22 protein-coding genes are annotated in these 20,071 nt (G+C 72.9%); 11 read left to right on the plus strand and 11 right to left on the minus strand.

The genetic code is table 11. From position 1 onward, the window contains the following. The first annotated feature begins 75 nt into the window (after positions 1-75). Together IEX69_RS08250 and IEX69_RS08255 are read left to right on the plus strand one after the other, a co-directional pair. The gene (locus IEX69_RS08250; protein WP_174604496.1) at positions 76-1,131 is read left to right on the plus strand and encodes a PrsW family glutamic-type intramembrane protease; all 1,056 of its coding nucleotides are present in this window, start codon (positions 76-78) and stop codon (positions 1,129-1,131) included. A gap of 49 nt (positions 1,132-1,180) precedes the next feature. Then, entirely contained in the window at positions 1,181-2,518 is a 1,338-nt protein-coding gene (locus IEX69_RS08255) for an AI-2E family transporter (RefSeq protein WP_085020547.1), read from the plus strand. A 67-nt stretch (positions 2,519-2,585) separates the two neighbouring features. On the opposite strand, the gene IEX69_RS08260 is transcribed toward IEX69_RS08255, so the two are convergent. Continuing rightward, the gene (locus tag IEX69_RS08260) at positions 2,586-4,208 is read right to left on the minus strand and encodes an SPFH domain-containing protein (RefSeq protein WP_085020548.1); all 1,623 of its coding nucleotides are present in this window, start codon (positions 4,206-4,208) and stop codon (positions 2,586-2,588) included. Between the two features lie 91 nt (positions 4,209-4,299). Next, a complete protein-coding gene (locus IEX69_RS08265; RefSeq protein ID WP_085020549.1) occupies positions 4,300-5,646 on the minus strand; it encodes an NAD(P)/FAD-dependent oxidoreductase in 1,347 nt (448 codons plus the stop codon). 88 nt (positions 5,647-5,734) lie between these two features. On the opposite strand from IEX69_RS08265, the gene IEX69_RS08270 reads away from it, so the two are divergent. Next, positions 5,735-6,556, plus strand: a complete 822-nt coding sequence (locus IEX69_RS08270; RefSeq protein WP_174604497.1) for an alpha/beta fold hydrolase — start codon at positions 5,735-5,737, stop codon at positions 6,554-6,556. A gap of 142 nt (positions 6,557-6,698) precedes the next feature. Here the strand turns inward: IEX69_RS08270 and IEX69_RS08275 are convergent, their stop codons facing one another. Together IEX69_RS08275 and IEX69_RS08280 are read right to left on the minus strand one after the other, a co-directional pair. Continuing rightward, complete coding sequence (locus tag IEX69_RS08275) at positions 6,699-6,989, minus strand: Fe-S cluster assembly protein HesB (protein ID WP_085020551.1); 291 nt, start codon at positions 6,987-6,989, stop codon at positions 6,699-6,701. A gap of 178 nt (positions 6,990-7,167) precedes the next feature. Continuing rightward, positions 7,168-7,488: a tryptophan synthase subunit alpha gene (locus tag IEX69_RS08280; protein ID WP_085020552.1), complete on the minus strand. Its 321-nt coding sequence runs from the start codon at positions 7,486-7,488 to the stop codon at positions 7,168-7,170. Between the two features lie 100 nt (positions 7,489-7,588). On the opposite strand from IEX69_RS08280, the gene IEX69_RS08285 reads away from it, so the two are divergent. The 4 genes from IEX69_RS08285 to IEX69_RS08300 all read left to right on the plus strand — a co-directional run bounded on the left by IEX69_RS08285 (position 7,589) and on the right by IEX69_RS08300 (position 11,900). Then, positions 7,589-8,566, plus strand: coding sequence for a quinone oxidoreductase family protein (locus IEX69_RS08285; protein WP_085020553.1), 978 nt, complete (start codon positions 7,589-7,591; stop codon positions 8,564-8,566). Positions 8,567-8,853: 287 nt separating this feature from the next. Beyond that, positions 8,854-9,957, plus strand: coding sequence for a LolA family protein (locus IEX69_RS08290; RefSeq protein ID WP_085020554.1), 1,104 nt, complete (start codon positions 8,854-8,856; stop codon positions 9,955-9,957). Between the two features lie 10 nt (positions 9,958-9,967). Beyond that, a complete protein-coding gene (locus tag IEX69_RS08295; RefSeq protein WP_085020555.1) occupies positions 9,968-10,987 on the plus strand; it encodes an ABC transporter ATP-binding protein in 1,020 nt (339 codons plus the stop codon). Beyond that, complete coding sequence (locus IEX69_RS08300; protein ID WP_085020556.1) at positions 10,974-11,900, plus strand: ABC transporter permease; 927 nt, start codon at positions 10,974-10,976, stop codon at positions 11,898-11,900. Before IEX69_RS08295 ends, IEX69_RS08300 begins: the two co-directional genes overlap by 14 nt. Positions 11,901-11,906: 6 nt before the next feature. Here IEX69_RS08300 and IEX69_RS08305 read toward each other — a convergent pair whose 3' ends face one another. After that, complete coding sequence (locus IEX69_RS08305) at positions 11,907-12,440, minus strand: hypothetical protein (RefSeq protein WP_157127264.1); 534 nt, start codon at positions 12,438-12,440, stop codon at positions 11,907-11,909. A gap of 23 nt (positions 12,441-12,463) precedes the next feature. Here IEX69_RS08305 and IEX69_RS08310 point away from each other — a divergent pair, with 23 nt between their 5' ends. Together IEX69_RS08310 and IEX69_RS08315 are read left to right on the plus strand one after the other, a co-directional pair. Further along, the gene (locus IEX69_RS08310) at positions 12,464-13,078 is read left to right on the plus strand and encodes a DinB family protein (protein WP_085020558.1); all 615 of its coding nucleotides are present in this window, start codon (positions 12,464-12,466) and stop codon (positions 13,076-13,078) included. 9 nt (positions 13,079-13,087) lie between these two features. Continuing rightward, positions 13,088-13,486 carry a PPOX class F420-dependent oxidoreductase gene (locus IEX69_RS08315; protein ID WP_085020559.1) on the plus strand — a complete coding sequence of 133 codons (399 nt, stop codon included), beginning with the start codon at positions 13,088-13,090 and terminating at the stop codon, positions 13,484-13,486. A 79-nt stretch (positions 13,487-13,565) separates the two neighbouring features. Here the strand turns inward: IEX69_RS08315 and IEX69_RS08320 are convergent, their stop codons facing one another. The 5 genes from IEX69_RS08320 to IEX69_RS08340 all read right to left on the minus strand — a co-directional run bounded on the left by IEX69_RS08320 (position 13,566) and on the right by IEX69_RS08340 (position 18,672). After that, positions 13,566-14,432, minus strand: coding sequence for a helix-turn-helix transcriptional regulator (locus tag IEX69_RS08320; RefSeq protein WP_085020560.1), 867 nt, complete (start codon positions 14,430-14,432; stop codon positions 13,566-13,568). 31 nt (positions 14,433-14,463) lie between these two features. After that, positions 14,464-15,024 carry a hypothetical protein gene (locus IEX69_RS08325; RefSeq protein ID WP_085020561.1) on the minus strand — a complete coding sequence of 187 codons (561 nt, stop codon included), beginning with the start codon at positions 15,022-15,024 and terminating at the stop codon, positions 14,464-14,466. Beyond that, positions 15,021-16,196 carry a hypothetical protein gene (locus IEX69_RS08330; RefSeq protein WP_085020562.1) on the minus strand — a complete coding sequence of 392 codons (1,176 nt, stop codon included), beginning with the start codon at positions 16,194-16,196 and terminating at the stop codon, positions 15,021-15,023. The genes IEX69_RS08325 and IEX69_RS08330 overlap by 4 nt, the downstream gene beginning before the upstream one ends. A gap of 181 nt (positions 16,197-16,377) precedes the next feature. Then, a complete protein-coding gene (locus IEX69_RS08335; protein ID WP_085020563.1) occupies positions 16,378-17,283 on the minus strand; it encodes a hypothetical protein in 906 nt (301 codons plus the stop codon). A 606-nt stretch (positions 17,284-17,889) separates the two neighbouring features. Next, positions 17,890-18,672: an SDR family NAD(P)-dependent oxidoreductase gene (locus IEX69_RS08340; RefSeq protein WP_085020564.1), complete on the minus strand. Its 783-nt coding sequence runs from the start codon at positions 18,670-18,672 to the stop codon at positions 17,890-17,892. Between the two features lie 123 nt (positions 18,673-18,795). Here IEX69_RS08340 and IEX69_RS08345 point away from each other — a divergent pair, with 123 nt between their 5' ends. After that, positions 18,796-19,263 (plus strand): MarR family winged helix-turn-helix transcriptional regulator, encoded by a 468-nt coding sequence (locus tag IEX69_RS08345; protein ID WP_157127265.1) that lies wholly within the window; start codon positions 18,796-18,798, stop codon positions 19,261-19,263. A gap of 47 nt (positions 19,264-19,310) precedes the next feature. Beyond that, positions 19,311-19,733 (plus strand): organic hydroperoxide resistance protein, encoded by a 423-nt coding sequence (locus IEX69_RS08350; RefSeq protein ID WP_085020565.1) that lies wholly within the window; start codon positions 19,311-19,313, stop codon positions 19,731-19,733. A 106-nt stretch (positions 19,734-19,839) separates the two neighbouring features. On the opposite strand, the gene IEX69_RS08355 is transcribed toward IEX69_RS08350, so the two are convergent. Next, positions 19,840-20,058: a KTSC domain-containing protein gene (locus IEX69_RS08355; protein WP_085020566.1), complete on the minus strand. Its 219-nt coding sequence runs from the start codon at positions 20,056-20,058 to the stop codon at positions 19,840-19,842. Between the last annotated feature and the right edge of the window lie 13 nt (positions 20,059-20,071).

Here is a 20,071-nt window from a genome sequence, read left to right on the forward strand (position 1 = left end):
GGGTGACGCGATCGAGGTGAGACAGTACTCACCCTGCGCACCGCAGCAGCGCATCCGACCGATACTTTGCGACCTGTGACGACCGCCGCGCGCCTGCCCTCGCCCTTCGCCCAGCCGCCTGCCGGCTCCTACCCCACCGGATACGCGGGCTTCGCGCGAGGCTGGGACGGGGCGGCCTGGACGGGCGAGCCCGTGCGTGCGGCCGACGCCCCCGAGCTGCACCTCAGGCACCCGATCGGGCACGCGTTCACCCGCCCCTCGCTCTACATCGCGGTGGTGGGCGTCGTCCTCGGCTTCTTCGTGGCCGTCATCGGCGCGGGGATCGGATCGTCCTGGGTCGCCGGGATCGGCGGCGGCATCGGCGTGGCCGGCCCTCTCGTCGCGGTGTGCCTGGCGGTGCGCTCGCGGCTGCGGATCGGCTCGCTGCACGTGCGCTCGGCGGTCCTCTGGGGAGCCGTGTCCGGGGCGTTCGCCATCACGGTCTCGTTCTACGCCGAGCGGGCGCTCATGCCCTTCCTCCCGGCCGGGTCGATGGCGTCGGGCGGCCCGATCGAGGAGATCACGAAGCTGCTCATCCCGTTCCTGCTCCTGCTCCTGGGGCCCGCGGCGTTCAAGGACCCGCGGGTCGGCGTGTGGACCGTGGTCGTCGCAGGAGCGGTCTTCGGCATCGTCGAAGGCGCCCTCTACGTCGGCGGCGCCCTCGACGACCTGCACTCGACGACCCTCACGGCGCAGCAGATCGTGCAGGGCGACGCCGGCCACACCGGCTACATCTACCTCACGCGCATCTGGGAGGAGCTCGGACACGTCTTCTGGACGGGCGGCGCCGCCGCCCTCATCTGGCTCGGCGCGCACCGTCGCGGCCGGGCGTTCACCGGGCTCGGCGCCCTCGGGCTCGTCATCGCGATCGCCCTCCACACGATCAACGACACCGTGATCGCGGTCGCCGACCTCGACCTCTTCGGCATCGTCCCGCTGCTCGGCATCGTGTGGATCGTGCTCAGCTACGTGCTCTGGATGCGCCCCCGGGTCCGGATGCTCGTCCCGCCCGACGCGCTCGGCACGGTCGCGAAGCGCTGGCGTCCGCGACTGTCGAAGCGGATGCGCGCCGAAGCCACCACAGGGGCCTGACACCGCGACGGCCAGGCGGGCGCCGCCCGAGAGTGGGAGGCTCGATGCCATGAGCGACTCCGAGCGACCGGCCCCCGAGGCCGCGGCCGTCCCGCCGCCGGTGGGCGGCACCCCCGTGCCCGACGAGACCACCCCTGCGTCGGGCGGGCCCACGACGAGCGCGGCGCCGGCGGAGGTCGACCTCGCGCCCGAGGCGACCCTTCGGCCGCACTCCACGTACGAGCATCCGTCTCTGCGGAGGCTGTGGACCGGCCGCCTCGGCGTGGTGGCGACCCGGAGTCTGCAGGTGCTGCTCGTGCTGGCCGTCGTGTCGGTGCTCGTCATCGGGCTGGTGCAGGTGAAGCTCGTGGTGCTGCCGGTGCTCATCGCGATCGTGGTCGCGGCCGCGTTCGCCCCGGTCATCGGCTGGCTCCGCCGCCACGGCTTCAGCGCGATGCTCGCCACCTGGACCACGCTCATCGCCGGCGTGGTGATCTTCGGCGGCGTGATCACGCTCATCGTGTTCGCCGTGCGCAACGAGTGGGACGAGCTGTCGAGCTCGGCCGTCCAGGGCATCGATCAGGTCCAGGGCTGGCTGCAGAGCGGCTCGCTGCCCATCGACCAGCAGCAGCTCGACAGCATCCGCGACACCGCCGTGGGCTTCCTCACCAGCAGCTCGTTCTCGAGCGGCGCACTCACCGGCATCTCCGTGGCCGCCGACATCGTCACCGGCGCCGTGCTCGCCATCGTGGTGCTGTTCTACCTCCTCAAGGACGGCGACCGGATCTGGCGCTTCCTCCTCCGCCCCTTCCACGGGCGCAACCTCGACCGCGGCCACCGCATCGGCGGCGTGGCGCTGAAGTCGCTCGGCGGCTACGTGCGGGGCACCGCCCTCATCGCGTTCGTCGACGCCGCCGGCATCGGCATCGGGCTGCTCGTGCTCCAGGTGCCGCTGGCGCTGCCCCTCGCCGTGATCGTCTTCATCGGCGCGTTCATCCCGATCGTGGGGGCGACGGTGGCGGGCATCCTCGCCGCGCTCGTCGCGCTCGTCGCCAACGGACCGGTCGCTGCCCTCATCGTCGTGGCCGTGGTGATCGCGGTGAACCAGCTCGAGGGGAACTTCCTCCAGCCGGTCGTCCAGGGGCGGTCGCTCAAGCTGCACCCGCTCGTCATCCTGCTCGCCCTGACCGCGGGCACGATCCTCGGCGGGATCCTCGGCGCCGTGCTGTCGGTCCCCATCGCCGCGGTGGCGTGGTCGATCGTCAAGGCCTGGAACCCGCCGGACGAGGCCGCTCCGGCGTTCGCCGAGCCCTCCCTCCCCGAGAAGGCGGAGCTGCAGGAGGCCGCCGCCGAGAAGGCGCTCAAGAAGGCGCGCAAGCGCGGCCGAGCCACCCCATCCCGCCCCTGAGGTCCTCCTGACCCGTCACTTTCGGCTAGTGCGCGACCGCGCGACTAGCCGAAAGTGACGGATCGGGTCACACCTTGGGGGCGTCGGACGTGCCCGCGCTCGAGTCCGCCGCGGTCGCTCCCGCGCTGCGGCGCGAGCCTGCGCCGGCGCCGGCGCTCGCGCCCGCGCCAGCGAGAGCCTTGCCGATCGCCTCGCCCGTGGCGGCCCCGGTCGCGCGACCGGTGATGATCTCGGCGACGTCGACCCCGACCAGGTCGCGGATGAGCTGCATCGAGGTCGCGAGCTGCGTCGCGACGGAGGCGCTCACCGCGCCGGTCGCGGCGGACGAGCCCGACCCCGATCCGCCCTCGCCGGCGATGACGGTCATGTTCGAGATCGCCGACAGCGGCTCGGACGCGGCACGGACGATGGCGGGGAGCTGACCGATGATCTCCTGGCGCAGAAGGTCCTCGGCGCGCTCCTCGAGCGCCTCGGCCTTGGCCCGGGTGGCCTCGGCCTCGGCGGTGCCCTTCACCTGGATCGCGGCGGCCTCGGCCTCACCCTCGGCCCGCAGCGCCTCGGCGGCGGCGATACGGCGGTTCTTCTCGGCCACACCCTCGGCCTCGAGGGCCTCGGCGGCGCTCCGACGGCGGTTGCGCTCCGACACACCCTCCGCCTCGAACGCCTCCGCGGCGGCCTTGCGCCGGTCGCGCTCGGCGTTCGCCGCCGCGATGTTCGCCGCGGCCGTGGCCTGCGCCTTCTTCTCGACCGAGTACGCCTCGGCGTCGGCGACCGCGCGGATCTCGGCGTCGAGCTCCTGCTTGCGGAGACCGACGCGCTTCCCGGCCGTGATCTCCTGCTGCGAGATGACCTCCTGCTGCGAGATCGCCTCGGCGAGCGGCTTCGCCGCCGACGCCTCGGCCCGCGCCTTGTCGGTCTCCTTCTGGATCTCGGCGTTGCGCAGGTCGAGCTTGCGCTGCTGCTCCGCGACCGCCTGCTCGGCGGCGATGCGCGCCTCCTCGGACGCCTGGCGCGCCACCGACTCGGCGATCTCGGCGACCTGCTTCACCCGCGCGGCCTCCGCGCGACCGAGGTCGCGGATGTAGCCGTTGTCGTCGTCGATCTCCTTGATCTGCAGCGTGTCGATCTGCAGGCCCTGCACGTCGAGCGACTCGCGCACCGCCTCCAGCACCTGTCCCTGCAGGGCCTGGCGGTTGGTGATGATCTCGGTCACCGTGAGCTGACCGACGATCGATCGCACGGATCCGGACAGCACCTCCTCAGTGGAGGTCTCGATCTGGTCCTGCTGGTTGAGGAACCGCTGCGCGGCCGCGCGGACCATCGACTCGGAGCCGCCCACCTTGACGACGGCGACGGCGTTCACGCGGATGGTGATCGCATCCCGTGTCTGAGCGGTGGCCTGCACGTTCAGCTGCCGGCTGCGGAGGCTCAGCTTGAAGTGCGCCTCGACGATGGGCTTGACGAACACCCGCGAGCCGAAGACCACGCGCTGGCCGGCGTTCTCGGTCTCCTCGAGCGCGGTCTCGCCGGGCTTCACCGCGCGCTGGCGCGAGGTGACGATGATCGCCTCGTCGGGCTTGGCGACCTTGATGCCGCGCAGCAGCGTGATCACGACGATCAGGACGATGATCACCCCGACGGCGATGGCGGCGATCGTGAGGACGGTTCCTAGTGCGGCTGCGGCGACCATGGGACCCTTCGTGTCGGCGTTGGACGCACCGCGGATGCGGCACGCGCGTCGGGCCCTTCGGGTCGGCCCCCCGCCTCCACTATGTCATGCGCTATCCCTTCTCGCCCTTCTGCTTCAGCGCCACGAAGGAGGCACGGAAGGAGGCGTGCGGATGCTGGATCGCCCGCAGCGGGGTCGCATCCGTTCCCGTGAGGAGCTCGGTGATCCACCCCATGACCACGCGCACCTTGCGCCGGAGCGTCGGGAGCACGAGCGCGTGATAGCCGCGGTGCGCGAGCCAGGCGGGGAGCCCCTTGAGCTGGATGCCCTTGATGTTCGCCGCTCCTGTGGCGATGCCGTAGCTCGCGACCGTGCCGAGGGACGGGTGGCGGTACTCCTCCGGCGCCTGGCCGCGCAGGGCGGCGAGGATGTTGCGCGCCGCGACGGGGCCCTGGCGCATGGCGTTCTGGGCGTTCGGCGGGTAGTAGGCGGGCTGCTTCTCCGCGGTGAGGTCGGGCACCTGCGCGATGTCGCCCACCGCCCACAGCCCGTCGACCCACGTGCCGTCCTCGCGGACCACGTGCAGGGTGGCCTCGGCCATCACGTGCCCCTTGGGGCCTCGCGGCACGTCGAGGCGGTCGAGCACCGGGTTCGGCTGCACGCCGGCCGTCCAGATCAGCGTGTTCGTCGCGATGCTCTCCCCGGTGGAGAGCACGACCTCGCCGCCCTCGCACGACTTCACGGTGGTCTCCAGCCGCACGTCCACCCCGCGGTCGCGGAGGTGCTGCAGCGTCCATCCGGAGAGCTCGGGGCCCACCTCGGGCGCGACGCGGTCGAGCGCCTCGACCAGGATCCAGCGGATCGTGGCGGGATCGAGCTGCGGGTACTCCTTCACGGCCAGGCGGGTGAGGTTCGACAGCTCCGAGAGCGCCTCCACCCCGGTGTAGCCGCCGCCGACGAAGAAGAAGGTGAGAGCGCGCCGCCGCTCGTCCTCGTCCTGCGCGTTCGCGGCGATCGAGAGCTGCTCCAGGACGTGGTTGTGCGCGTAGACCGCCTCCTCGACGGTCTTGAACCCGATCCCGAGCTCCTCCAGTCCCGGCGTCGGGAACACACGCGTCACGGCGCCCATCGCCAGGATGGCCTCGTCGTAGGCGAGCTCGACGCTGCTCCCGTCGACGACCTCGACCGTGGCGCGCTTGACGGCCGAGTCGAGCCCGGTCACCGAACCGCGGATGACGCGACAGCGTCGGAGCGACGGACGCAGGGTCACGGCCACGTCGACGGGATCGACGTGACCGCCCGCCACCTCCGGCAGGAGGGGTTGGTACGTCATGTACGGATTGGGGTCGACGACCGTGATGGACAGCGGCAGCTCCCTCTCGCGCTGCAGGGTGCGGGCGGCATAGAGCCCGGCGTAGCCGCCGCCGAGGATGAGGACCTTCTGCGCAGTTCGAGGCATACGGCAGACCGTACGCCCGACGCCGCCCGCGCCCCACCCCCTGACGGACGGGGTGCGGGTGCCGGCAAGGACCGTGTTGAATCGGAGCATGGCGAACCATCTGTTCACGCTCGCGTCCGGGAGGTCGCTGGGGGTCTCGGCCACGGGCGACCCCGCCTCGGGCCGGCTCGTCGTGGTCTGCCATCCGACTCCGGGTGCGGGAGGGTTCGACCCGGATCCGATCGCCACGCAGCGGTCGAACACGCACATCCTCTCGCTCGACAGGCCCGGCTACGGCGCCTCCGACCCGCTGCGTCCGGGCGAGCCGACGCGGATCGAGGCCCGCGCCGACGACATCGCCGAGTTCCTCTCGCGGTCGGAGCAGGTGGCGCGCTCCTCCGGCGGCAGCCGGTACGGCCGGGTCGGCGTGGTCGGCTGGGGCACCGGCGGGATGGTCGCGCTCTCGCTCGCCGCGCGGCGACCCGACCTCGTCGACCGCGTCGCGGCGGTCTCCGTGCCGACCCCGACCACGCAGACGTTCGACCCCGTCCTGCAGGGACTCGTGCCGTACTCGCTCGCCTCGCTCGACGTGACCGCGGAGGATCCCGCGCTGCGCAAGCCCGGCCTCCGGAACCGACTCGACCGGATGCTCGAGGAGGCCGCGCTGCAGGGCTCGGTCGGCGGCGAGACGGACCGGCTCGCGCTGCGCGACCACCGGTGGACCCACCAGCTCGGCGCCGTCGAGGCGCCGACGCTGCTCGTCTACGGCGAGGGCGCGGGCGACCGCGACGAGCTCACCACCGTCGACGACGGGGCGTGGCTCCGGCGGCGGATGCCGCGCGGCGTCGCCCGGGTCGTCCGCGTCCGGGGCGCGGGCGCGCTCGTGATCGCGAGCGTGTGGGGCCGCATCCTCCGGCACGTCTCGTCCTGAGGCCCGCGGCGGCGGTCGTCGTCATCGCCGTCGGCCCGCGCCGTGTGACGTCGCTTCGACACCGAATGCGTGAAAGCCCCGCATATATCGCGGGGCTTTCACGTATTCGGTGTTCAGGCGACGACGCAGCGCGCCTGGGGCGCTAGGCGCCCTGCTGGGCGAGCGCGAACCGCACCCCGCCCTGCTCGTCGATCTGGGCGTCGAGCACCTTGTCGTCGAGCGCGGCGGTCGCCGACTCGTCGACGAAGACGTTCGCGCCCTGCGACTGGACGATCTGGTCGCTGCCCGCGGGCGCCGGAGCGAGGGCGACGTCGAAGCTGTCGCTCGCCGATCCGCTCGAGATGCGAAGGCCGCCCTCCGGGGCGCTGTCGCCGAGCGAGCGCTCCGCGAGGGTCTTCACGACGGTGCTGGCATTGTCGGTGAGGGTGAGCATGGGCTCTCCTTCCGTTCGTTGCTGATCCGGTCAGGTCTCCACGTTTCCGCGCTCCGCGGCCCGTGCCAACCCGTCTCCGGCGTCTCGGAGGGGATGTCCAGGAGACGCCAGGGTCGAGCCCCCAGGATGCGCGCTCACGCGGTGCGCGGCCTCTCGCGCGCACCGTCGAGCGGTCCGCTCAGGAGGCCCAGCGCGATCCGTGATCGGCGTCGAGCATCCGCCACACCGTGCGGGTGAGGGGCGGGTAGTCCAGGGCGATCTGCCGCAGGACGCGGTAGTCGCGGGACCGCGTGGGCCGCCGTCCGCCGTCGCGCATGATGTTGTCGGCCCGCAGCAGGGAGACCACGAGCTCGTCGACGCTCGGGAGCTCCTCCATGAACTCCCACGGGTCCTCCCCGAAGAGGAGGCGCTCCTGCACCACGGTCGCGAGCTCGTCGGCGGCCTCGGCACGCAGCACCTCGAGGGAGGCTCGCCCGCGGGGCAGGTAGTCATCGCTCACCCTTCGAGCCTAAGCGCACGCGTCCGGCGCCGGCGTGCGTGGTGCTGTGCATCCGCTCGATCGCTGGCGCCCCCGGCGCGGACGGCGGTTGGATGGGGGCATGGCAGTGCACAGGACGGCGACCGCGTGGGTCGCGGAGGACTTCGGCGGGCTCGACGTGTTCCGGGAGGTGGAGCTGGAGGTGCCGGCGCCCGGCCCGGGCGAGGTGACGATCGACGTGCAGGCGGCGGGCATGAACCCCGCGGACGCGAAGCACGTCGCGCACGGCACCGATCGCTCGCTGCTGCCGGTGCGGGTGGGCTACGAGGTGGCGGGGATCATCTCGGCGATCGGGCCCGACACCTCGATCGCGTCCGGTGGTGGCGCGGTGGGGGATGCGGTGCTGGCGTTCCGCATCCGGGGCGGATACGCATCGGCGGTCACGGTGCCGGCGAAGGACGTCTACGCCAAGCCCGACACGCTCGACTTCGCGGAGGCGGCCAACCTGCTGCTGGCCGGCACCACGGCGGCCGAGATGCTCGCCGTGACCGGCGTGGGCCCGGGCGACACCGTGCTGCTGCACGGGGCATCGGGCGCGGTCGGGGTGAGCGTGCTGCAGCAGGCGTCGCTGCTCGGCGCCTCCGTGATCGGCACCGCGAGTCCTGCCCGGTTCGAGGCGGTGCGCGAGTTCGGCGGAGAGCCCGTGGAGTACGGCGAGGGTCTGCTCGAGCGTGTGCGCGCGCTGGCGCCGGACGGGGTCGCCGCGTCGCTGGATGCGGTGGGCACCGACGAGGCGGCCGACGTCTCGCTCGCGGTCACCGCGGACCGGCAGCGGATCGTGACCATCGCGAACGCCGGACGCGCCAAGGCGGACGGCTTCCGCTTCATCCAGGGCGCCATCCCCTCGAGCCAGGAGTACCGCGACGCGAACCGGCAGCGGATCATCGACCTCGCGGCGGCGCGCTCGCTCGTGGTGCCGATCGCCCGCACCTTCCCCCTCGACCAGGCCCGCGACGCCCTCCGCCTGCTGATGGAGCAGCACCCGGGCGGCAAGCTCGCCCTCATCCCGGGCCCGGAGGCCACCGACATCCGCGGCTGACCCGCCCGCGGCCCCCCGCGGCCCGCCGAGTGCTCATTTTCGGCGGCATCCTGCGCGGCCTCGGCGCAAGAAGTGAGCACTCGACGGATGCGCCAGCAGGTGCACGTGAGGCTACGCAGCACGCGCGAACGCCGAGGGCTCACTTTCGGCGGCATTCCCACGCTCCCAGGGGCGAGAAGTGGGCACTCGACGTGAGCCGCGCCCGCACGGCGAGGGGAGGGGCCCGCAGGCAACTCTCGGGGTGGCGGCGTAGCGTCGGGCGCAGCAACGCACGAGTGAGGTGACGCATGGCACGCACGTGGCAGCGCTGGGTTCCGGCGGTGGCCGTCCCCGCGGTGATCGCCGCAGCGGTGGTGGGCGGAGCGGTCTCGACCGCCTCCGCGGATCTGCCCGACAAGAGCCCGCAGGAGGTGCTCGAGCTGGCCGCCGGCGCCGACGTGAGCGCCTATTCCGGCGACGTCGAGCAGACCTCCGACCTCGGGCTCCCCGACGTGTCGGGGCTCGGGTCGGGCTCCTCCGGCTCGAGTCGAGGCGGCGCGAGCGGTGACGGCGATCAGACCGCGGCCGACGCCCTCGAGCTGCTCACCGCCGACCACTCGGCACGTGTCTACGTCGACGGCGACGCTGCCCGCATCCAGGTGCTCGACCAGCTCGCGGAGCGCGACGTCATCGCCTCGCCCGACGGCGTGTGGCTCTACGACTCGAAGGACGCCTCGGCCGTGCATGTCACGCGGGGCGAGGGCGCCGCACCCGACGGCAGCGCCGCGCCCGAGACGCAGACCCTCTCCCCCGCCGACCTCGCCCAGCGCTTCCTCGACGCGGTCGATTCCTCCACCGAGGTCTCGCTCGGTCCCGACGCGTCAGTGGCGGGTCGCGACGCGTACGACCTCGTCCTCACCCCGCGCGGCGGCGACACCCTCGTCGGCAGCGTCTCGATCGCGGTCGACGCCGAGACCGGGCTCCCGCTGCGCGTCCAGGTCCTGGCCACCGGCGCCTCCGACCCGGCGTTCGAGGTCGGCTTCACCTCGATCTCCTACGACACCCCGTCCGCCGACCTCTTCGCGTTCACCCCTCCCGCGGGGACCGACGTGACCGAGAAGGACGCCTCCGACTGGACCGGCGACGCCGGCGACGCGTCGGGGCACGGCGACAGCACGCATCCGAGGCCGACGGTGACCGGCGAGGGCTGGTCGTCGGTGGTGTCGATCCCGACCGGGCAGGCGGGAGTCGGCGACCTCACGTCGTCGCCGCTCTTCTCGCAGCTGGCGACCCGGGTCGACGGCGGATACGCGCTGCAGACCACGCTGGTGTCGGCGCTCATCACCGACGACGGGCGCGTGCTCGTGGGTGCGGTGCCGCTCGGCTCGCTGCAGTCGGCCGCCGCGCAGTAGTGCGGCGTCGATGAGCGCGGTCGCGCAGGCTCCGGCGCGCCCCGGCGACTCCGGGCTCCCCGGGTCCGAGCTGGCCATCGAGACCCACGGGCTCACCAAGCGGTTCGGATCGCAGCTCGCCGTCGCCGGCATCGACCTCGCTGTCCCCCGCGGGTCGGTGTTCGGCTTCCTCGGCCCGAACGGATCGGGCAAGACGACCACGATCCGGATGCTCCTCGGCCTCGCGCGCGCCAGCGCGGGTGAGATGCGGATGCTCGGCCGACCGATGCCGACCGACCTCGCCCACGTCCTCCCCGCCGTGGGCGCGCTCATCGAGGGCCCCGGCTTCACGCCGTTCCTGTCGGGCAGAGCCAACCTGCTGCGGTTCGACGCCGCCGACGGATGGGCGCCGCGCCGCACGCGTCGCGCGCGCGTCGACCGCGCCCTCGAACGCGTCGGGCTCACGCAGGCGGCGGGCAAGCGCGCCCGTGCGTACTCCCTCGGCATGAAGCAGCGCCTCGGGATCGCGAACGCGCTGCTGATGCCGCGCGACCTCATCGTGCTCGACGAGCCCACCAACGGGCTGGATCCGCAGGGCACCCGGGAGGTGAGGTCGCTCATCCGGTCGCTCGCCGCCGAGGGGACCACGGTGTTCGTGTCGAGTCACCTGCTCGCCGAGATCGAGCAGATGTGCACGCACGCGGCCGTGATGAGCGCGGGCGCGATCGTGGCGCAGGGCTCGCTCGACGAGCTGCGCGCCGGCGGCGAGAGCCGAGCGGTGCTGACCACACGGGTGTCGGATGCGGACACCGCGGCCGCCGTGCTGCGACGGCTCCTGCACCGCGACGACGACTCCGAGGTCGAGATCGAGGTGCGGGCGGGCGAGGAGCGGATCGTGAGCGCGGTGCTCGCGCCCGACGTGCCGCCGGAGCTGATCGTCCGCGAGCTCGTCGAGGCGGGCGTGGCCGTGCTCGGGTTCGCCGTGCAGAAGACCTCGCTGGAGGACCGCTTCGTCGCCCTGACGGGGGAGGGGTTCGATGTCGTCCGCTGACTCCGTGCCCGAGCCCGCCTCGGCCCCGGCCTCGACGCCCGGCCCCGAACCGGCCGCGCCCGCAGGGCGGGGCGGCACCGACGCCGGGCGCCCGCGCCGGGCGGTCGGCCTCGGCTTCCTGCTCTCCGAGCTCGCGACGCTGTTCCGCCGCCCGCGCACCTGGGCGATGCTCGCCGCGCTGGCCGCCGTGCCCGTGCTCATCGCCGTGGCCGTGCGGCTCACCGACGGGGGCGACGGCCGCGGGCCCGCGTTCCTCGGCAGCATCACGCAGAACGGGCTCTTCGTCGGGTTCACCGCCCTGGTCGTGTCGATCCCGCTGTTCCTGCCGCTCACCGTGGGCGTGGTGGCGGGCGACTCCATCGCCGGCGAGGCGAGCTCCGCCACTCTCCGCTACCTTCTCGTGTCGCCGGTGGGCCGCATCCGCCTGCTCGTCGTGAAGTTCACGGCCGCCGTGGTGTTCTGCCTGGTCGCGACGCTGGCCGTGACCGTCGTCGGCACCCTGATCGGATGGGCGCTGTTCCCGATCGGGCCCGTCACGCTGCTGTCGGGAGCGACCGTCGACGTCGGCGAGGCCCTCGGCCGCAGCCTCCTCATCGCGCTGTTCGTGGCGCTCTCGCTGACCGGACTCGCGGCGATCGGGCTGTTCATCTCGACGCTGACGGATGCGCCGGTCGGCGCCATGGCCGCGACCGTCGTGCTGGCGATCGCCGCTCAGGTGGTGGGCCAGCTCTCGCAGCTGGAGTGGCTGCATCCGTGGCTCTTCACCTACCACTGGCTCGACTTCGCCGACCTCCTGCGCCAGCCGATCGACTGGAGCTCGTTCGGAGGCAACGCCCTGCTGCAGCTGGCGTACGTGGCGGTGTTCGGGGCGCTCGCCTACGGCCGGTTCACCACGAAGGACGTGCTGTCGTAACGGTCCTCAGCGCTCGGTCTCGCCCGCGCCGCCGGGCGGATCGACGAGCAGGTCGACGCGGTCGGCGAGGTAGCGCTCGAGCGGGGTCGTCGCTCCGCTCGAGGGGCTCCACCGCACCAGCACGATCCCCTCGGCCACGATCAGCGGACCCGAGGGCTCTCCGCGATCGAGGGCGGCCAGGTCGACGGGTGAGGCGTCGTAGTTGACCGTGTCGCCGGGCGCGAACGGGCCCTTGAACGCCGCGAGCTGATGCGCGCGCCGCACCTCCTGCGAGACGGCCTGGTTGTTCGGATGCCGCGGCTCGACCGCCCGCGTGACCTCCCCGGTGGCGAAGAGCTCGCCCCGCGCTCCGACGAGCAGCACGCCGAGCCGCCAGACGCGACCGACCGGCACCATCTGCGGAGCGCGCTGGATCCCGAGCACCCGCTTCGGGACGACGTAGTCCGCGAGCGCCTCGTCGCGCGCTCCGGCGGTCTCGAGGCGCGCGACCGCGGCCTCGACCGCAGTGCTCACCGCCCGGCTGGGGCTCACGTCATCCACGCTCCCGAGCCTATGCTGCGACCATGGAACCGAAGGCGACACTCCAGCGCTACCTCGCGGTCCGCCGCTCCGACCTGCTCGCGAAGCTCGACGGACTCGGCGAGTACGACATCCGCCGCCCGCTCACTCCGACGGGCACGAACCTCCTCGGCCTGGTGAAGCACGTCGCGAGCGTGCAGCTCGAGTACTTCGGTCTCGTCTTCGGCCGGCCGGGTCCCGCCCTCCCGTGGATGGACGACACCGCACCCGACAACGCCGACATGTGGGCGACGGCGGACGAGTCGAGGGAGGACATCGTCGAGCTCCACCACTACTCCGCCGCCCACTCCGACGCGACCATCGACGCCCTGCCCCTCGACGCTCCGGGATCCGTGCCGTGGTGGGATGAGGCCCGCCGCGCCGTCACGCTGCACCAGATCCTGGTGCACGTCTGCGTCGAGACCGCTCGCCACGCGGGCCACGCCGACATCGTCCGCGAGCTCATCGACGGGCGGATCGGCAACGGCCCGGCCGACCCCAACATCCCGCCGCTCGACTCCGACGCCTGGTCCGCGCACACCGCCCGCGTCGAGGCAGCCGCCCGCGCCGCCGCCTCCGCGACCGCGACCGGTCGCGCTACCGGAGGCAACCGGGCGTAGGGTGCGGGTGTGAGAGCGCGGACGTTCGAGGAGCTGGGGCGGGAGCGGTATGTCGCGCTGACGACGTACCGACGGAGCGGGGTGGCGGTCACCACGCCGGTGTGGATCGTGGCGGACGGCGACGATCTCCTCGTGGTGACGGGCGCGCAGACCGGGAAGGCGAAGCGCATCCGCCACACCCCGCGCGTGACGCTGCGCGGGTCGACCGTCCGCGGGCGGGTGAACGAGCGGATGGACTCCACCGAGGGACACGCCGAGATCGTCACCGACGAGGCGGGGATGGCCGCGGCGGAGCGCGCGTTCCGCGAGAAGTACGGCTGGCAGTTCGCGGCGTCCGCGGTCGTCGAGAACGCGCTCGTGCGCGACGAGGCCGCCGGTCGCATCCTGCTGCGGATCCGGCCCGCCTGAGCGCTCGCTGACGACCCGCCTGAGCGCTCGCCGACGGCGCTCCTCCGACGGAACCGCACCCGCCGCACGGTCGACGCGCTCAGGCGCGTGCGCTGCTCTCGTGCGCCGAAGAGGACGCGAGCTGCTGCGTGCCGATCACCGAGAGGAGCGCGAGCTTGTCGTGGTCGTCCGTTCCGGGGCGGGCGGTGAAGACGAGGAGGGTCTGCGCCTGCTCCTCGTCGAGCAGCAGCTGGCAATGCAGGGTGAGGATGCCGAGCTCGGGATGCTGCATCCGCTTCTCCCCGTGGCGGCGGGCGACCTCGTGGCGAGCCCAGCGCTCCGCGAACTCGGGGCTCTCCTCGAGCAGGGCGTGCACGATGCGATCGGCCTGCGATCCGGAGCCCTCGCGCGCGAGCGCGCGTCGCAGGTCCGCCGCGTAGTTCCGCGAGTGGATGTCGTGATCCTCCTCCGGGTAGATGCGGCGCGACGTCGGGTCGGTGAACCAGCGGTACGGCGTGCTGCGACGCATCCCCGTGAAGGAGGTCTGGTCGCCCAGCAGCGCCACCGCGGGAGGGGTCTGGATGAGGGTCTCCCCGACACCCCCGATGACCTGCGCCGGGGTGTCGGCGAGCCGGTCGAGCACCCGCATGAGCCCGGGGCTGATGTGGTCGGTGCGGAGCGCGCGGGCGGGCGCGTTGTGTCCGGCGAGCTGGAAGAGGTGGTCGCGTTCGTCGAGGTCGAGCCGGAGGCCGCGGGCGATCGCCGCGAGCATCTGCTCGGACGGCTGCGGCCCCCGCTCCTGCTCGAGGCGCGCGTAGTAGTCGGTGGACATCCCGCTCAGCGCGGCGACCTCCTCGCGTCGCAGCCCGTGCGTGCGACGCCGCGGCCCGCGGGCGAGGCCCACGTCCTCCGGCTGCAGCGCCTCGCGACGGGTGCGGAGGAAGTCGGCGAGCTGCTGTCTGTCCATCCCTCGAGTCTGCGACACCGCCATCACGGCATCAAGGGACCGCGGATCCACCCCTCGACGCACCCCTGCTGCGCCGCTCGACGATGCCGGGAAGCTGGTCCGGGCTCGACCGGAGGACCACGACCCGCTCGACCCCGATCCCGAGAGCGAGCAACCCCGCGGCGACCGCCGTCAGCGCGAGCGGCTGCGACCACTGCGCGACCAGGGCCTCCGTAGGCGGTGCCGCGGAGGTGATCGGCGCGGCGCCCGTGGTCAGGGCCAGCACCCCCGCCACCGCCAGGCATCCGACGAGCCAGACTCCCCCGCCCCACGCCAGTACGGCCGCACGCACCGGATGACGCGAGCGGACGCCGGCGACGAGCTCTCCCGCGAAGAGGAGCCCGGCGGTGAGACCGCCGACGACGGCCCCCAGCACCCCGCCGGGAACGGCACCGAACGAGATCGCGAGAAGGACGTATCCCGGCGACGATCCCGCGCCGAGGGCGGGGTCGGGCAGGGCCGCCTGCCCGCCCACGGCGGCGCCGACGAGCGCGCCACTCAGCGCCCCGAGGGGGATGAGCAGCGCGCGCGTCAGCAGGACGGCCCAGGTCACACGCCGCCCGCTCCGGGGGACGTTCCCGTCCTGTCGACGATCCTCTGCCAGAAGGTCAGCCAGTTCGCCCCGGCGATGAGCGCGTTGTGGGCGTTCACCACCGACCCGAGGTCGCGCAGCACCATGGCGTGCACGTAGAGGTGCAGGTACCCGGACGCGTCGTTGTACCAGGAGAACGTGACCATCGAGCCCGCCCCGTCGAAGTGACCGCGGGCCGCGACGAACTGCAGGGCACCGCCCATCGCCGTCTGCACCTTCACCGGGGCCGGGATGACGATGAACGAGAACGGACTCGCGTTCAGGTTGATGACGTCACCGTCGCGCGGATACGCCCTCGGAGCGTTCCCGATCGGGAAGTAGCAGTTGAAGCAGTTGTGCAGCATCGCGTCGGCCTGGTAGTCGGGGGTCTTCGGCACGTTCGCGTGATAGCCGGGCAGTCCGGCCCAGAAGTCGTACGAGTAGTACCAGGTGGGGTCTGCGAGCACCGGGAACTCCGCATCCGCGAGGTCGACGTGCTGGGTGAGGACGTCCCCGTCCCACGAGTACGACGTCGGCAGCTGCCGACCTGTCGCATCGACCGCCCACGGCTGCAGGACGGACCCGATGTAGCGACCCTCCGCATCCGCGACGACGGTGTCGCCGGTGGGCAGGGCGGTGGCGGTGGCGCCGTCGGGCAGGTCGAGCTCGAAGGCCCGGTCTCCGCCGGTGGAGGCGTCGGCGTAGGCGGTGAGCAGTCGCACGCCGCTCGTCAGCGGCTGCACGTAGGTGGCGGAGGCGCCCTGGTCGAACACGGTGATGCCGCCCTGCGGGCGTCCCTCGACGCCGGGGGCGGTCTGATCCGCCAGGCGGATGCTCGTGGCCTGGCCCGACCCCTCGGTCGCGGTCGGTCGCAGCGCGACCTCGCCGCGCGAATCGGCGGGCAGCGTGACCGAGAACACCGCAGGGTCCTGGACGCCGAGCCCGGAGGCGCTGGTCTGCTGCAGGAGGTCGGGGGCGAGCACGGACATCAGCGCGATCGGGTCGCTGATGTCGGAGGCGGGGCTCTCGCCGGCGGCGTCCGCGCCGGGTGCCCCGGCGAGGAGCAGCGCGGTTGCGGTGGCGGCTGCGGCGAGGACGGATGTCGTCGCCCTCAGGGACGATGAGCGTTGTCGGTGGGCGTGTGGACCGGTCATGGCGGACCCCTTCGTGGATGCGACCCGCTCCCCAGCCCTGCCGACGCAAGAAGCGTATATGCCACATGCGTTTGTGCCCTACTGGGACGACGGCGAGTCGGCGGGGCGCCGGACGAAGTCGGAGCCTTCGACGGGGATTTCGACGGAAGCGGAGTCGGGGTCGGGCCCTGGTCGGGGACGCTCAGACCGTGACGGGAGGGACGTCCTGGCCCAGGACATCCCGGAGGGCGGCGATCACCGCATCCGCGTCGTCGTCGAGGTACGCGTCGACGGCGTCGCGCACGCGTCGGGCCGCCGCCTCGACGACGTACTGCAGCTCGATGCGCCGCGCCAGCGTGGCCGCAGGGCGCACGGGCTGGCGCCCGCTCGGGCTGGTCGGGTCCGGGATCGCAGACAGGTCGTCGTCGACGGCCTGCTCGAGGATCCAGCACAGATCCCACAGCGGATCGAAGGAGCGCTGCTGGAGGGCCTGCCGGAGCACGGCCGTCTCCAGCCAGTACGACGACAGGGGCACGGCGAACCGGTGCTTCCAGGCGAGCACCAGGCGGATGAGGCGACGGAGGGAGCCGTCCGCGTCGATCCGGTCGAGCAGGGCGTCGCGGGCCGCGGGCCGGGCCGCGACCCAGCGCCTGGCGGCGTCGGGCAGGAGCACGGTGTCGGAGGCGGCCCGGGTGCCCGACTCGATCGCGGGGATGATGCGCACGCCGGTCATGTCCGCCGGAGTGCGCCGGACGAGGAGGGAGTCGGCGCCGGCGCCGACGGTCGTGCCGGCAGCGGTCGCGGCGCCGTTCACCGGGACCACCTCGGCGACGCCGTCGGGGACGGCCGAACGGAGGACGTCGAGCGCCTGCCCGAGCGAGGGACGGCGGCCCGGAGCGAGGACGGCGAGCAGGTCCCAGTGACTGGATCCGCCGATCTCCGTCCCGCGGCGATACGAGCCGACGTCGAGCGTGGTGACGGCCGCGCCCGAGTCGAGGAGCGCGGCGACCACCGCGTCGCGCAGGCCCTCGAGCTCGGCGCGCTCGGCCGGCGTGGCACGCGTGACCTCGTCGAATCCGCGGAAGACCGCGTCCAGCTGTGCGACCACTGCTGCTCCTCGTCCGAGCCGGGCCGCCGCCCGCTCCCCGGCGCGGCGCCCGTGGCCACACTCTACGCCCGCCCGCCCACCCCGCCCCGGGATCCCGGCGCGGATGCCGCACCCCGCCCCTCCGCCGCGCTCTCCGGTCCGCCGCCGCACCCGCCCGCCCGTCCGCCGCCCCACCTGCCCGCCCGCGGTGAGCCAACTCCGGACTTCCAGCCGGACACGCCGCTGAAACTCCGGAGTTGCCTCCGCAGGAGCCGAATCTCCGGAGTTGCCCCGGCCGTCGCCGCACCCGCCCGCCCGTCCGCTGCCACACCTGCCCGCCTGCGGTGGGCCAACTCCGGACTTCCAGCCGGACACGCCGCCAAGACTCCGGAGTTGACCCCGCCAGAGCTGAATCTCCGGAGTTGGCTCAGCCACCCACCCGCCCGCCGTCGCCGTCGAGCCGCCCCCTCGACGCGCGTGCGCTCGCGGACACCCCGCCATCGCCACTCCGACGGCCGATGTCCGCCAAAAGGTACGGCGAGAGCAGACACGGCGCGCTATCCGGCTCATGTTCGCTCTCGCCATACCTTTTCACGGCCCCCGCCGCCGAAGGGCCGCCAAAGGAGCTCAGAGGAGGGTGCCGCCCGACGCCTCGATGCGCTGCGCAGTGACCCAGTGCATCTCCTCCGACAGCACGGCGGCGATGACGGGGCCGATGTCGTCCGGCTCGCCCACGCGACCGAGGGCGGTCGCCGCGCCGAACTGCTGCTGCGCCTCCGCACTGGCGCGGATGTAGCCGCCCGCGAAGTCGGTCATCACCGGTCCCGGCGCCACGACGTTGACCCGGATGCCCCGGGCGCCGAGCTCCTTCGCGAGGTAGCGGGTCAGCACCTCGACCGCGCCCTTCATCGACGCGTAGATCGCGTAGGACGGCGCGCCCACGAAGCGCGCGAGTCCCGTCGAGAGGTTCACGATCGAGCCGCCGTCGGCGAGGACGGGGAGCAGCGCCTGGGTGAGGAAGAAGACGCCCTTGAAGTGCACGTCGAACAGCAGCTGCGCATCCGCGACGGTGGCCTCCGAGATCGACCCCTCGGCGGTGAGGCCGGCGTTGTTCACGAGGTGGTCGATCGTGTCGCGGCCCCAGCCGCCGAGCGTCGAGCGGACGGCCTCGACGAGGTCGGGGAACGTCTCGACCTCGGTGGTGTCGAGCCGCAGGGCCGCCGCCCGACGGCCGATCGCCTCGATCTCCGCGACGACGGCGTGGGCCTCGTCCTCGTTCGAGCGGTACGTCAGGATCACGTCGGTGCCGCGCTCGGCCAGAGCGAGCGCCGCGGAGCGGCCGAGCCCTCGGTTGCCGCCCGTGATGAGGGCGATGCGGGCCGGGGCGGTGGTGGTGATGTCGTCTGTCATGTCTCCAGCCTCATGCCGATGCCCCGGCTCGTGAAGGCTCCGCTCATCCGCGGATCGGCGATCCCCGGCTGAGCGATCGCCCCGAATTAGGTTGTGCGCAATTCAATGGCGTACAGTCGAGTCATGGCCACGACCGAGACCTCCCCGCTGGACGGCATGCTGTGCTTCGCCGTCTACTCGGCCGCGAACGCGACCGTGCAGGCGCATCGGGCGGTGCTCGCCCCCTGGGACCTCACGTACACGCAGTACCTGGTGCTCGTGCTGCTCGCCGACGCAGGCGCACCGATGCCGATGCGCGACCTCGGCGACCGCCTGAGCCTCGACTCGGGCACGCTGTCGCCCCTGGTCCGCAGGCTGGAGCGGCGCGGCCTCCTCACGAGGCAGCGCTCGGCCGACGATGAGCGCCTCGTCGAGGTCGCCCTCACGGAGCCGGGCCGCACCGCGCACGCCGAGCTCACGGAGGCGATCGGCTGCCTCGCGCCCGCCTACGGGGTCTCGTCGCCGGAGGAGCTCGAGTCGCTCGTCGCCTCCCTCCAGCGCCTGGCGACGGGGATGCGCACCACGGCCGCTGACGCTCGCCGCGCATCCTGACCCCCGACCTCACCGACCCGACCACTCCACCGACGAAAGGGAAACCCATGGACGTCCTCTACACCGCAGAAGCGCTCTCGACCGGAGCCGGCCGCGACGGACACGTCGCCACCTCGGACGGCACGCTCGACCTCGACATGGCCGTGCCGAAGGAGATGGGCGGCTCGGGTGCCGGCTCGAACCCCGAGCAGCTCTTCGCCGCGGGCTACGCCGCCTGCTTCCACTCGGCTCTCCAGGCCGTGGCGCGCACCCAGAAGATCAAGCTCGAGGACTCCAGCGTGGGCGGTCGGGTGCAGATCGGCCCGAACGGCCAGGGCGGCTTCCAGCTGGCCGTGCTGCTCGAGGTGGTGCTGCCCGGCCTCGACCACGACGCCGCCCAGCAGCTCGCCGACGCGGCGCACCAGGTCTGCCCCTACTCGAACGCCACCCGCGGCAACATCGACGTCACCATCACGGTCGCCGACGACTGAGCTCGCCACCTCGACACCGAATACGCCGAAGCCCCGCGGATATCGCGGGGCTTCGGCGTATTCGGTGTCGGAGCGACAGGCATGCGGCCCTCCGCGTTCGGAAGCGTCAGGCGTGCGTGCTCCGGACGTCGAACAGGGGCTTCAGCACGTCGTTCACGAAGCCGCCCTTCGACTCCGCCGCCTTGAACTCCCGCCAGACGCGCGCCGGCACGTCGAGGTAGTAGTACGTCCCCGACTCGAAGCGCACCATCAGCTCGCGGGTCGCCTTCGAGTAGGCGATCGCCCGCACCGAGGAGCTCTCCGGAGTGAGGATGATCTCGTCCATCTGCCCGTCACGC

Source organism: Cnuibacter physcomitrellae (assembly GCF_014640535.1).
Classification (GTDB): Bacteria; Actinomycetota; Actinomycetes; order Actinomycetales; family Microbacteriaceae; genus Cnuibacter; species Cnuibacter physcomitrellae.

What these genes read in the sequence shown, in the direction of transcription:
- IEX69_RS08255 (WP_085020547.1), top strand. Translation starts at nt 1,181, where the DNA reads ATGAGCGACTCCGAGCGACCGGCCCCCGAGGCCGCGGCCGTCCCGCCG.
- IEX69_RS08260 (WP_085020548.1), bottom strand. Translation starts at nt 4,208, where the DNA reads ATGGTCGCCGCAGCCGCACTAGGAACCGTCCTCACGATCGCCGCCATC.
- IEX69_RS08265 (WP_085020549.1), bottom strand. Translation starts at nt 5,646, where the DNA reads ATGCCTCGAACTGCGCAGAAGGTCCTCATCCTCGGCGGCGGCTACGCC.
- IEX69_RS08270 (WP_174604497.1), top strand. Translation starts at nt 5,735, where the DNA reads ATGGCGAACCATCTGTTCACGCTCGCGTCCGGGAGGTCGCTGGGGGTC.
- IEX69_RS08275 (WP_085020551.1), bottom strand. Translation starts at nt 6,989, where the DNA reads ATGCTCACCCTCACCGACAATGCCAGCACCGTCGTGAAGACCCTCGCG.
- IEX69_RS08285 (WP_085020553.1), top strand. Translation starts at nt 7,589, where the DNA reads ATGGCAGTGCACAGGACGGCGACCGCGTGGGTCGCGGAGGACTTCGGC.
- IEX69_RS08290 (WP_085020554.1), top strand. Translation starts at nt 8,854, where the DNA reads ATGGCACGCACGTGGCAGCGCTGGGTTCCGGCGGTGGCCGTCCCCGCG.
- IEX69_RS08295 (WP_085020555.1), top strand. Translation starts at nt 9,968, where the DNA reads ATGAGCGCGGTCGCGCAGGCTCCGGCGCGCCCCGGCGACTCCGGGCTC.
- IEX69_RS08300 (WP_085020556.1), top strand. Translation starts at nt 10,974, where the DNA reads ATGTCGTCCGCTGACTCCGTGCCCGAGCCCGCCTCGGCCCCGGCCTCG.
- IEX69_RS08310 (WP_085020558.1), top strand. Translation starts at nt 12,464, where the DNA reads ATGGAACCGAAGGCGACACTCCAGCGCTACCTCGCGGTCCGCCGCTCC.
- IEX69_RS08320 (WP_085020560.1), bottom strand. Translation starts at nt 14,432, where the DNA reads ATGGACAGACAGCAGCTCGCCGACTTCCTCCGCACCCGTCGCGAGGCG.
- IEX69_RS08330 (WP_085020562.1), bottom strand. Translation starts at nt 16,196, where the DNA reads ATGACCGGTCCACACGCCCACCGACAACGCTCATCGTCCCTGAGGGCG.
- IEX69_RS08340 (WP_085020564.1), bottom strand. Translation starts at nt 18,672, where the DNA reads ATGACAGACGACATCACCACCACCGCCCCGGCCCGCATCGCCCTCATC.
- IEX69_RS08345 (WP_157127265.1), top strand. Translation starts at nt 18,796, where the DNA reads ATGGCCACGACCGAGACCTCCCCGCTGGACGGCATGCTGTGCTTCGCC.
- IEX69_RS08350 (WP_085020565.1), top strand. Translation starts at nt 19,311, where the DNA reads ATGGACGTCCTCTACACCGCAGAAGCGCTCTCGACCGGAGCCGGCCGC.
- IEX69_RS08355 (WP_085020566.1), bottom strand. Translation starts at nt 20,058, where the DNA reads ATGGACGAGATCATCCTCACTCCGGAGAGCTCCTCGGTGCGGGCGATC.